Here is a 13,218-nt window from a genome sequence, read left to right as displayed (position 1 = left end):
CTATGTCGTAGAGTCATAAAAGGATGCCAAATAAATTTATATACAAATAATTTTGTCTACCTACTTATAGCGTTTCTTAGCTTAATGAGATATACCTATCTTTATTTGTTTTCTGTTTTCTGTTCCGTAAAACCAACGAATTCGCGTACCTCACGCTTCTTGGAAATTGCTATAGTTGAATTTCATACATCAAATAAGCAACACCAAAATTAAAATGTATAATACCAAATTGATAAATATTTGCTACAAATAGCTAGGGTCTTTATTAGAAGTCAACCTACCTCTAACCACTCCCTGGAGGGGAAGTCAGGGGTCAGAATGAATGGTTTCAATACCAGTTTTTAGCTCATAAATTCTCTTTTCTGTCAAAGGGACATCTCCTTTCAAAAATTAATAATTAATAATTAATAATTAATAATTACCTCTTCTTGAAAAGAAGAGGATTGACTAATTATAAAAATTTTTATTTATTATCCCCTTAAAAGGGGAGGCTTTAAACCACAATTTTCGGTAAAGCCTTTTAATCACACTTATTATTCGTAACATTCTTTTTTCAAAATGGTATAATAATTAAAATTAACCATCAGAGAATTTATTGAGTAACTGAAACATTAGTTAGATCATGATTTTCTCAACAATAAAACTTGATATTTTGACCGAAAAATTATGGTCAATAACCTCCCCTTTGAAGGAGATAAAAAGGTAAGCATTTCCTAGGTCATGCTGCGCAAACAGCTATTAGTATTCAGCGCTTCCCTACGGGATGCTACGCAAACAGCAATTAGTAATGAATAGACATCTGGAGATAATCAAAAATAAAATCAATTATCGCATTCTTATTTATCAATTCTTTCTTTCTACTTCCTACTCACTACTCCCTATTTTGCTGGAGATGTCTAATAATTACTTCTAAGGTTTAGTCAGGAAACTTTGGCAGTAACTTTTTATTAAAACTCAATTTCAAAGGTTGCTTTTATCTTCCCCAAAATTAATAGCTGAATTGCGCAGTTCCGACCTAGGAGCCTAGCTAATAGCTGACGGCTGAATGCTGACATAAAAAGTGGTCGAGGGAATGACTGGTGTTAAATTAAAATGATACCTGATACCGAAAAAAATCTATCTATAAATTAATATGAAAAGTAATGCTATACTTAGGTAAAATTTCAGTTATTAAGTAATTAATAAAGAGCTGAATCACTTTTTTGCTAATTTTAGCCAAGTTAATGTTAATTATTCTTGTGTTTAATTCTCCCTATAATATGGACGTTGCATACAACTACTACTCCTCCTCCTGCGAGCAGTAGGGGTGGGTCTCCTACTCAAGAAAATGTAGAAAAGTTTTTGAGAAATGCTATAAGACCAAAATTCATAAGATATGGAACCATTAGATAAGCTTTTGAGATTACAGAATTGCCAAAAAAAATCCTTAACTGAACTGTATCTATCTATAGACTTATCGTAAGCATTTCCTGCGGAATGCTACGCAAACAGCTTTTTAATGAATGAAACAAGCATTTGCTTAACTTCTACTACATTTTAAACAAAGAATTGAAGGACAAAAATAACGCAGCTCTAATTGTCCACTAATACCAGTTTTATATGAGGTTACATATAATTATGAAATTCATTAAATCGATCTATTTCTATTTACTCCTTTCTGTAGTCAATTATGCTTGAAATATTATTCTATGTAGCCTCATTTCAATTTGATATAAAGGTAATAAAGCTGATAGCTGACTGCTGAATGCTTACTACTTATCTACTTTCTTTCTTCCTTTTTCCCTCTTCCTTCTTCCTTCTCCAAAAAATCTTTAACTGAACTGTATTAATCTATAAATATATCTTCTATAAAATGACTATGAAAAAACTAGGTATGTTCAAAGATTCCAAAGAACTATGGAAAATTATTTTGATTAACATAATTTTGCTATTTATCTTTTTGGAATTAGGTTCTTTGGCTTGGTATTTTATCAGGTATAAGCAATTTTTCTACACTAGAGAAAAGGTGGCAGAAACCAATCAAGAGGAAGAACAAGAAAATCAAGCAGAAAATGAAAATAATAATGCTAATGTCAATACCAATATGATGGGAATAAATTTAGCAGGAATTAGGTTAGAAGATTCTGTAATAGAAAGACTGCATCCTTACTTTGGCTATGTTCAAAAACCAGGACCAGATTTTCGAGAAGGGTTTAAATACAATGCTGCTGGTTTTATTTCTCCTTATGATTATCCCTATCAAAAAAAGAGTGATAATCAATATATAATCGGAGTTTTTGGTGGTTCAGTTGCCTCTAATTATTCAATATATGAAATTCAGAATCAAATTTTGGTCAATAAATTAAAGCAAGTTCCAGAACTTCAAGATAAGGAATTTATTATCTTATCTTTTGCCACAGGGGGCTATAAACAACCGCAACAATTAATACTATTAAACTACTTTCTCTCCATCGGTCAAGAATTTGATATGCTCATCAATATAGATGGGTTTAATGAGGTAATTTTGGCAAAAGCAAACAATAAAAATAATATTGATATTATGATGCCAAGTACCAATCATGTTGTGCCGTTAACCAACATAGCGAATAATAGTCTCTCGACAAAATCTATTAGAGCAATGTTAAAAATTAACGACAGTAAAAGTAAATTGAAAGATGCTTTAGAAACTTTAGATAAGTGTCAAGTAGCTTACTGTTATGCTTTAACATCAATTTATGTACAAAATCTAGCAACTACCTATCGTAAAAATGTCAAAATATTTGATAAAGAAAGGAAAAAAGCAGCTCAACAAGCTGCGGGAGAAACTGAAGCTAGTATCGTTTATTTCTATGCACAATCTCCTCAACTAGAAAAATCAGAATTATATGAGACTATGGCAGAACATTGGAAAAAAGCATCTATAATGATGAAGCAAATTGCTGCTAATAATAATATTTTATATTTTCATGTTCTACAGCCAAATCAATATTATCCCACTAATAGAATTTACAGTGAAGCAGAAAAGAAAATTGCTTTTGACTCTGATACTCCTTTTAAAGAAGCAACAGAATTGGGGTATCCAGTGCTTTTTAGTAAGATAGATGATTTAAAACAGAATAGTGTGAATATTTTCAATGGTGTGAATATTTTAGATAATGCTAAAGAGATAGTTTATATTGATAGTTGTTGCCATTACACGAAAGCTGGAGAAAATATTTTGTCTGAATATATAGCTAATTCAATCTTTAATATACTTGCTCCAAATCAAAATCAATCAGTAGAGTTAGGAGACAGGAGACAGGATACAGGAGACAGGAAGAACGGGGAATGAGCGAAAAGGTAGGATTCAACAATTAATTATTAATTATTAATTATTAATAATTACCTCTCCTTGAAAAGAAGAGGATTGACTAATCATGAAAAATTTTTTCTTCTCTTGGTCGATTGGATATGGCGAGGTCTCCTCGCCATCCCACCCTACGGGAAGCTGCGCTTTACATGTTGCGTAGCAAAACGACCGCTTTTTTCCCCTTAAAAGGGGAGGCGCATACCCACAATTTCTCGGTAAGAATTGTCCCAAGATTGTTATGCCCAACTATGCGCCTAAAATACGCTCCTTTTTGAGCATAAAGAGCTGAAAAATTTGCACTTTTTAAAGGTTCCTAACTTGTCTTTATATGTCAAGGCAAATTATTTTATATTTAATCAGCAAGTCCTAATGATTAATGATTAATGATTAATTATTAATCATTAATTATTAATTATTAATTATTAATTGTTGCTATATCTACTGAAAAAAATCTTCAGAGAGATACTTATCTATTACTTCAGCAGCTAATCTATTACCAGCAATATTCCAATGAATATCATTAGGTTTGTAGAGAGAAGTTTGAGTACCCGCAGTCACAAATTCTTCAACAATATCAAGATAATATATATTATTTTTGATAAGTGCTTGAGATAATAATTTATTAGGTTGTCGAAAATCAAATTTATCTGGAGTAAAATTGTAACTAGCAACTACTTTATCTCTTAATTCTTTGATAACTTGTACTTCGTCAGGCATTAAAACTACCACTAAAGTAATATTTCTGCGATCGCAGATTTCTTTAATTTTTAATAAGTCGCCCAAAGCATCATTAAAATGTTCTTTAAATTCAGTTTCTTCAGGATTTTTAAGAAAAATATAACTCCTCTTTTTTGCCTCTTCCAGATGAAAGTCATCCGGTGAAGTAGGTAAATCTTCTCGATACTCAATATTATGATGATAAAGATTACCTTCAAACTTACTATTCACCTTAATTAGAAAATCAAAAAATGAGAAAACATAAGAATCTTGAACTTTAAGTAATCTTCGGTCTTGTTGTGATTTATAGTTATCAGAAAAATCATTTCCGATATAAAAAGATAACAACACCATATCAGGATTTAATTCTAATCCTTCATTCACTAATAGGGATAAATAATCTTTTGGCCCAATAGCAATTATTCCCATATTAATTAATTCTATTGGTTGCTGACTATCTTGATTAAGTTTTGACTCCAATAGAGTTAGAAAATTATGTTTGTAGGGAATACCTCCATAAGCAAAAGAATCACCTATACCTAGAATTCTATATGTACCTTCTGCTTTTTGTTTGCTAAATTCTACATCTTTAAATCCTCGAGAATTTAATTGGAAATCATAATCTGTAGATAATGGTTTCCCACGCCAACGATTATAAGATGAGGGGTCGTAAAACATAAAAGATGGATTAATTTTGTGATAAATTCTGAATGTGACTTCTGTTAAGCCAAAAGTTATTAAAGAAATAATTGCTGTTTGACGGAGGATCGAAAAAAATCTTTTCATTATTAAATGTTAAAGGATGAATTTTTTGATTGGATTAAGTACAGTTAACCTAGATTAGCGGTCGCTAAAATGTTAATATAACACCAGTTTCAAAAAATACCTCTAAATTAACTTTTTATATCTATATAGAGAGATGCTATAGGGGAGGTTTAGATTTGGTAATCTGGAAAATTAAATTTGAGTATAATTTTTCCCTATTCCCCATTAACTATTCCCTGTTCTCTGGATTAATTTTATGATAAATTCTGAATGTGACTTCTGTTAAGTCAAAAGTTATTAAAGATATAATTGTTGTTTGACGGAGGATCGAAAAAAATCTTTTCATTATTAAATGTTAAAGGATGAATTTTTTGACTGAATTAAGTACAGTTAATCTAGATTAGTGAAGGCTAAAATGTTAATATAACACCAAGCGTGATAAATGTTTGCTACAAATGACTAGACTTTTTATGAGGAGTCAGTCCTCAGTCCTCAGTCCTCAGAATGAATGGCTTTAATACCAGCTTTTAGATAGGAAATTTTCTTTTTTGTCAAAGGGATATCTCCTGCAAAGTCTTTCGACCGTACTTATTATTCAAACACATTCTTTTTTCATGTATGGTATAAAATCAGTAAAAAAAATACCTATAAGTTAACTTTTTCTAGATGGAGAAGCGCGATATGGGAGGTTTAGATTTAACAATCTGGAAAATTAAATCTGAGTATAATTTTTCCCCATTCCCTATTCCCTATTCCCTTTTTTTATAAATATGAAATGTTTTGACTGGATGAAGTACAGCTAATCTAGATTAGCGATCGCTAAGGTGTTAATATAACACCAGTTTCAAAAAATACCTCTAAATTAACTTTTTATATCTATATAGAGAGGTGCTATAGGGGAGGTTTAGATTTGGCAATCCGGAAAATTAAATTTGAGTATAATTTTTCTCTATTCCCCATTCACTATTCCCTATTCCTTGTTTTTTAACTTTTTATATCTATGTAGAGAGGTGCTATAGGGGAGGTTTAGATTTGGCAATCTGGAAAATTAAATTTGAGTATGAATTTTCCCGATTCCCCATTAACTATTTCCTGTTATCTGAGTGAATTTTATGATAAATTCTGGTAAGCATTCCGGAGGAAATGCTTACAAATTATGAATGAGACTTATGTTAAGTAAAAAGTTATTAAAGATATAATTTTTGTTTGACGGAGGAACGAAAAAAATCTTTTCATTATTAAATGTTAAAGGATGAATGTTTTGATTGGATTAAGTACAGTTAATCTAGATTAGTGAAGGCTAAAATGTTAAGATAACACCAGTTTCAAAAAATACCTCTAAATTAACTTTTTATATCTATATAGAGAGGTGCTATAGGGGAGGTTTAGATTTGGCAATCTGGAAAATTAAATTTGAGTATAATTTTTCTCTATTCTCCATTAATTATTCCCTGTTCTCTGGGTGAATTTTATGATAAATTCTGAATGTGAGTTCTGTTAAACCAAAAGTTATTAAAGATATAATTGCTGTTTGACGGAGGAACGAAAAAAATCTTTTCATTATTAAATGTTAAAGGATGAATGTTTCGACTGAATTAAGTACAGTTAATCTAGATTAGTGGAGGCTAAAATTTTAATATAACACCATTTCAAAAAAATACCTCTAAATTAACTTTTTCTAGATAAAAAATCGCCATAAGGGAGGTTTGGGTTTAACAATCTGGAAAATTAAATTTGAGTATAAAATTTCCCCATTCCCCATTACCCATTCCGCATTAGCTATTCCCCGTTAGCTATTCGCTTTTTTGATAAATATGAGATGTTTTGACTGGATTAAGTACAGTTAATCTAGATTAGCGATCGCCAATAAGTTAATATAACACCAGTTTCAAAAAAACTCTAAATTAACTTTTTATATCTATATAGATAAGCAGATAAGCGCTATAGGGGAGGTTTAGATTTGGCAATCTGGAAAATTAAATTTGAGTATAATTTTTCCCTATTCCCCATTCCCTATTCCCTGTTCTCTATTCCCTATTCCCTTTTTTTATAAATATGCAACGTACTCATTCTAAATTAGTTTTAGGAATAAATTTATGTTTAGCGATAATTCCAGCTATAGTTCTAGGAATTCTTATTCTTAAGTATAGTTTGAATGTACCTATTCAAGACCAATGGCAAATTGCTGCTGTCTTTGAAAAAGTTAATATGAGAACTTTGTCTTTCAACGATTTAATGGCACAGCATAATGAAAGCAGAAAATTTTTCCCCAGACTAATTTTTATTGCCCTAGCATTTCTGACAAAATGGAATATTAGATATGAAATGTTAGTCATATTTTTACTTGCCTGTATAGTTGCTATAAATATTTATCTTTTAAATCGATTAACAATTAATACCTCCTCTATCAAAAGTCTGACTATAGCATTAGTATCTAATATTTTTATATTTTCTGCCGTGCAATATGAAAATTGGTTATGGGGTATCCAAATAGTTGTTTTTATTCCCATCGCTTGTATTACTACCTGTATATTAATTGCTTATTCTCGACTGAATAATACAGCGAAATTTTTAATTTGTATGTTATTGGCAACCATCAGCACTTTCTCTTATGCTAATGGTTTATTAGCCTGGGTAATTGTTTTACCAGTTTTAGCTTTAGCCAAACTCAAATCTTGGTCAGATATACTAAAAAATATCAAATTATATATCCTCTGGATAATTGGATTTATCGCAAATATAGCCTTATATTTTTATGATTATCAAAAGCCATTATCTCACCCTAATCCAGTAGAATCTATTCAATATCCAGATCAAATATTTCAATATTTTCTAGCATTTATAGGTACTGCTCTTGGTATAGGTAGTAGTATACAACCTCTCAATAATTCAATTATTCTTGGCTCAATAACTATTACTCTATTTATTTGTTTATGTTCTTATGTACTATGGCAGATTAAAGACCATCAAATTCGGTCTCAAACCATTGGTTGGATTATGCTTGGTTCATATACAATTATTAGTGCCTTAGTTACATCCTTTGGTAGAGTTTCATTTGGTATAGAACAAGCACTTTCCTCAAGATATACAACCTTTTCCACTTATCTAATTATCTCCATAATTCATTTAATGATAATTGTGGGGGAGGATTGGAGAAAAAAAGAATACTTGTTAATTAATAGAAGCCTATTCTCAAAAATAATTTGCTGGTTTCTTGGGATAATAACTGTTCTGCAAATACACAATTTTACCTACAGTATAGAAAAGATGCAATCATGGCGACAAAATTATTTGAAATATAAAGGATGTTTATTACTCATTAATTTTACTCACGATAACTGCCAAAATTTGATTGATTCTTACTATTTTGAATCTCACAGACAGCGGGCGCGTTACTTAACAGAAATGGGTTTTTTACATCCTGGTTTAATTCAAACTAATCGTATTCAAGACCTTGTAGATACTAATAATGAGAGAGAAGTAAAAGGTATTTTTGAGAAGTTAGAATTCATTGGTGGTAATAATTTACTAGCGACTGGTTGGGCAATATTTACTGATACGGGTTTACCTGTAGATGCCATTGTTTTGAGTTATGACAATTCTCAAGGTGAATCTATTGTTTCTGCTGTGGCAGATATGACAATATCAAGACCTTATCTGGTGAAAGAATTTAAGAGTCAAAAATACTTTAAGTCAGGATGGCAAAAGGTATTATCTACCCATAAATTTCCCCAAGGAAATATTAATGTTAAAGCTTGGGCATTAGATACAGATACTGCTAAATTTTATCAAATTCCTGGTGTTCATATAGTTAATAAGAATGGTCAAAATCTTAGTGTTTTATCAGGTAATTAGGGTTTGCGTATGGAAAGTCTTTTTGCTCTTTGTAGGAGACAGCTATACTGGAGACAGGAGACAACCCACCCCTAACCCCTCCCAGGAGGGGAGGAACGGGGAATGAGTGAAGAGGTAGGAGCGGGCGTTTTGTCTCTCAATTTTTCTGCCATAATCATCCTAAGATACTAGCTTTTTGAGCTTTTTCTACCGAAAAGCTGGTACTTTTTTTAACTCTAAAACGCTAAAACCTTTATATGTCAATACTTTTAGAATTAATCAGCAAGCCCTAATTAAAGAAGGAAGAGGGAAGAAGGCGGAAAGCGGAAGGCGGGTTTGGGTCTTGGTCGTACTCCATTGCCCATGTTGCTGCTGGAATGTCTTCAATTTCTTTTTCATATACACTTGATTTTTCCTAATTCTGCAAAATGAGTCTAATTGATAGATTCCTAATCTTAAACAGCGTAGCTAAAACGTGCTAATACTTTACCGAATAATTAACTAATTAATAATTAAATAATTCTGGTTTAAAGTCTCCCCCTTTTAAGGGGAAAAAGCGGTCGTTTGCGGAGCATTCCGTAGGATGGGATGGCGAGGTCTCCTCGCTGTCCGACCATCGACCAAGAGAAAAGAAATAATATTTCCTTATATTCAATTCCGTAACGGTTTTAACCAGAGGTAATTATCAATTATCCATTATCAATTATCCATTAATGAACCTTCCTATTCTTAATTTCATATCTAAGATTTTCGTTTTGGTAGGTGTGGTAATTGTTTTCTAGAACTTCCTGACAAAAACACTCTTCAATATAGAAATTTAATTCATCTTCTTCATCTTTAAATTCTTTATCTATAAATTCGTCATCAAAAGAGAAATCAAAGTCAATATGTCCGTAGATTCTACAAAAAATGTTTTTGTCTTTAGGGTCGGTTTCTATTGTGATAAATAATTTCTAAGATATAGCTTCTTGTATTTCAGCGGAAAAAATATCATAAAACTCTTTAATGCAAGAAGTTTTTTTGTCTAAATATATACTATCTATTTCTTTCCTCCATAGTTCTCTAAGTGTTTTGAATTTTACATCGACAGACATTCTTATTGATATATCCATTTTTAAGAAATTAATAATTTTTCAAAGGGAAAGTAGTGATTTACCTTACCTTATATTTTAAAATAAACTTATTAGTCTGAGTTAATTATACCTCTCTCCTTATATGGATATGGAGAGGGGTTTTCCCAAGAAAATTATGACTATCAATTTTGTTTATTGTCTGTTAAAATGAGAGTCGATTAATAGAATTAGATATAGTTATTAAGGAAGTTTATAGTGTTAACTAAAGAATCTCCAATTTTGTCAATGACTTTCTTAGGAATTGCTGTTATTATCCTATCTTTTTCTCCAATTCTGACTCGTATTAGTGAAAATGAGTTAGGTCCTTATGCAACAATATTTAATCGTTTTTGGATTACAAGTCTAGCTTTAATCCTGGGGAATGGTATTAAAATACTTTGGGATAAGCAGAGCGATCGCTTATCTACTAATGTTCAAGAGACCTATACTTTCAAAGATTTTTTCTACTTATTTCTTAATACGATTCTAGGTACAGCTTGTTTAGTAATTTGGGCTTGGTCTTTGACAAAAACAACCGTTGCTAACTCTAATCTCCTCCACAATACAACTCCTATATTTGCTGTTTTAGGTGGGTGGTTATTGTTAAGTCAATGTTTTGGTAGTCGCTTTTTAATTGGTACAATTCTAGCTCTAGGAGGAAGTTTTATAATTGCTTTTCAAGATTTTCACCTGGCTGAAGATACATTGATAGGAGACAGCATTGCATTAGTATCTGCCATTTTCTACGCTGGAGGAATTTTGGTAGCAGAGTATCTCCGACTTAAATTTAAAACAACTACAATTTTAATATGGGATAGCTGTTTGAGCTGCCTATTATTGTTACCATTTGCATTGCTATTTGAAGATAGACTATTACCAATTTCTCTTTCTGGATGGTTGGCTGTTATTGGTCTAGGGATTTTGTGTAGCTTAATTGGATGGGGTATATTATTTTATAGTTTAAAACAATTTTCATCTGGGTTTATTTCTCTGATTCTGTTGCTGGAACCGATTATTGCTGCATTCTTGGCCTGGGCAATTTTTGCAGAAGAATTGAGTTTCTTAAATGGGTTGACGTTTGTATTAGTATTATCGGGAATTTATTTGGCTAAATCAGATAAGGTATTAGACAATAATTCAATAATTAACAAAATTAACAATTAAAAGATGACAATTAAACCTAAAAATGATTCCTGACCTAAATTTTAGGTTTTGGTTACCAACACCCTACTATATTATACATTTCCAATAATCAAAAATAAAATCAATTATCATAGATAAATCATTAATTATTTTCCCCTACTCCCTACTCCCTATTTCCTAAAAAATTTATCTATATCTTTAACTAAATAATCGAACAAAATCTCAGCAGCTAATAAATTTCCAGCACTATTCCAATGGGGTTCCCTCAGTAAGTATAAAGGACGATTTTTTTGTTCTCTTCTGAATATATCTAACATATCTATATAAGGAATACCATTCGCCTCCAAATATTTCCTCAAAATCTCTTGCTGACAAGTCGTATTATAAGACTCTCGCTTCAAATCATCATATTCGGCAAAAATATCATTCAATAATTCATCATTAACTTGATATTCATCGGGATAAATTGCCACAACAAACTGAATATTTCGAGACTCTAATAAGGCTTGCATTTCTGAAATACTCTGAAAAATATAGTTAATATTATCGTCTCGCTTACCCTCAAGTAAATCTCTAATCTTACAGAACTTTAGCCTACTTTTTTCTACCCGCAGAAAAGCTTTTTCAGATAAAATTCCCGGTGATTTTTCCCGTTCAATAATTGGAGCTGATGCCAAATTAAAACTAGCGACTAGAGAACTACTAGATAACTGGGCAGAATCCTGTTTAGCCCTTTGTAATTCTTGGTAAACTTGATATTTTTGCTGTAAAAACATCAACAATCTAGACCTACCAATAATCGGATAACCAAAAAGAATTAATTCATCTTTCTTATCTATATCTATATAGATACCATTGACAATAATTCGTTTTCTTTCCGGGTCAGCATCCCGAAAATCATTACCAACAAAAAAACCCAATACTACCAAATCTGGATTATATTGTAACCCGTACTTTTTCAACATAGCTAATTGCTCCCCAGTATGAGTTCCTGGATAGCCAACATTAATCACATCAACCTGATTTTGACCATAATAATTCTCAAATTTTTTCTCCAACAAAGCCGTATAATTTCCCTCCTTTCCACCAGCCCAATTAAACGAATCACTAACTACTAACAAGCGAAATTTATTCTGGTCTTTTTGTAAAAGATAATCTCTATCGTTAAAACCAAATTGATTGTTTCCATTAATATAAGGTCGCACTCTAAATCCTAAATCTGAATCATACTGATAGAGACCTTTAAATAGATAAGGCTCCAAAACAATCATCACAATTTCTACCAAAAATAGAGGTATAACTATCCAGGTAAATGTTAATAATAAAAATGTATTAAAATTTTTCCAGTTAATCAATTTGAGGAATTTTGATAACATATTGAAGAAGGAGACAGGAGACAGGAGACAGGAGGGAAATTACATGGGGATAGTCTTCGACAAGCCGCTCCGCGTCTACGCTCCCCCAAGTAATTTTGAACACTCCAGTTGACAGTGGGGTATTAAACCCATAAAGAAAATGATAAAGAATAAGGAAGGAAAAAAAAGTGGATATAGCGCCTTTGCCTAATTATTCTCAAAAAAAGAGGATGTATTTCGGTTCCAATTAAAACAGGACTTAAGGATTTTTTCGACAAAAACACTATATGTACCATAGTGCTATAGTTTTTATCTACTATATATAGTGCCTTTGTCTAATTCTTGTCAAATAAATAGGAGACAGGAGACAGGAGACAGGAGACAACCCACCCCTCGCCCCTCCCAGGAGGGGAAGACAGGAGGAACGGGGAATGAGAGGGGAAGTAGGAGCGGGCGTTTTGTCTCTCAATTTTTCTGCCATAATCATCCCAAAATACTAGCTTTTTGAAATTTTTCCATTCCAAAGCTGGTACTTTTTTCAATTCTAAAATGCTAAAACCAATATCAGTTAATACTTTCAGATTTATTCAGCAAGCCCTAATTATTGTCAAATAAAAACGCTATATTTCGGTTTCAATTAAAATAGGACTTAAGGATTTTTCCGAAAAAAACACTATATGTACCATAGTGCTATAGTTTTTATCTACTATATACAATAGATATAGTGCCTTTGCGTAATTCTTGTCAAAGAAAGAGGATGTATAGCGCTGTGCGCAGGCAACAGCTCCGGAAAGCAACAGCTCATCTGGGGAAATAAATTGGCGATAATATAAGACTTTTAGCTATTTGGCCTTTCCTGCAATTTGTAAATATACCAGCGCTCATTGCTATATTTCGGTTTATTTCCTACTGACAGTTTTTTCCGCTCCTCTACTCCCCATTGTCTCGTAGCACCATATATCTA

5 protein-coding genes are annotated in these 13,218 nt (G+C 31.7%); 3 read left to right on the top strand and 2 right to left on the bottom strand.

Features of this window, described 5'->3' with window-relative positions; translation table 11 throughout:
• The first annotated feature begins 1,852 nt into the window (after window positions 1-1,852).
• On the top strand, window positions 1,853-3,310 hold the full coding sequence (locus tag F6K15_RS19995) for a hypothetical protein (protein WP_375341077.1): 1,458 nt from the start codon (window positions 1,853-1,855) through the stop codon (window positions 3,308-3,310).
• Between the two features lie 456 nt (window positions 3,311-3,766).
• Here F6K15_RS19995 and F6K15_RS19990 read toward each other — a convergent pair whose 3' ends face one another.
• Window positions 3,767-4,831, bottom strand: coding sequence for a hypothetical protein (locus F6K15_RS19990; RefSeq protein WP_293063541.1), 1,065 nt, complete (start codon window positions 4,829-4,831; stop codon window positions 3,767-3,769).
• A gap of 2,034 nt (window positions 4,832-6,865) precedes the next feature.
• Between F6K15_RS19990 and F6K15_RS19985 the strand changes: the two genes are divergently transcribed.
• The gene (locus F6K15_RS19985) at window positions 6,866-8,665 is read left to right on the top strand and encodes a hypothetical protein (protein ID WP_293063540.1); all 1,800 of its coding nucleotides are present in this window, start codon (window positions 6,866-6,868) and stop codon (window positions 8,663-8,665) included.
• Window positions 8,666-9,972: 1,307 nt separating this feature from the next.
• Window positions 9,973-10,920: a DMT family transporter gene (locus tag F6K15_RS19980; protein ID WP_293063538.1), complete on the top strand. Its 948-nt coding sequence runs from the start codon at window positions 9,973-9,975 to the stop codon at window positions 10,918-10,920.
• A gap of 149 nt (window positions 10,921-11,069) precedes the next feature.
• On the opposite strand, the gene F6K15_RS19975 is transcribed toward F6K15_RS19980, so the two are convergent.
• Window positions 11,070-12,254 carry a hypothetical protein gene (locus F6K15_RS19975; RefSeq protein WP_293063537.1) on the bottom strand — a complete coding sequence of 395 codons (1,185 nt, stop codon included), beginning with the start codon at window positions 12,252-12,254 and terminating at the stop codon, window positions 11,070-11,072.
• Between the last annotated feature and the right edge of the window lie 964 nt (window positions 12,255-13,218).

Origin of the sequence: Okeania sp. SIO2B3 (assembly GCF_010672525.1) — a bacterium.
Taxonomy (GTDB): domain Bacteria; phylum Cyanobacteriota; class Cyanobacteriia; order Cyanobacteriales; family Microcoleaceae; genus Okeania.
This window is presented reverse-complemented; position numbering and strand designations above follow the sequence as displayed.

Excerpts from the sequence above, each read along its gene's own strand:
- F6K15_RS19995 (WP_375341077.1), top strand. The coding sequence starts at position 1,853 with ATGACTATGAAAAAACTAGGTATGTTCAAAGATTCCAAAGAACTATGG.
- F6K15_RS19990 (WP_293063541.1), bottom strand. The coding sequence starts at position 4,831 with ATGAAAAGATTTTTTTCGATCCTCCGTCAAACAGCAATTATTTCTTTA.
- F6K15_RS19985 (WP_293063540.1), top strand. The coding sequence starts at position 6,866 with ATGCAACGTACTCATTCTAAATTAGTTTTAGGAATAAATTTATGTTTA.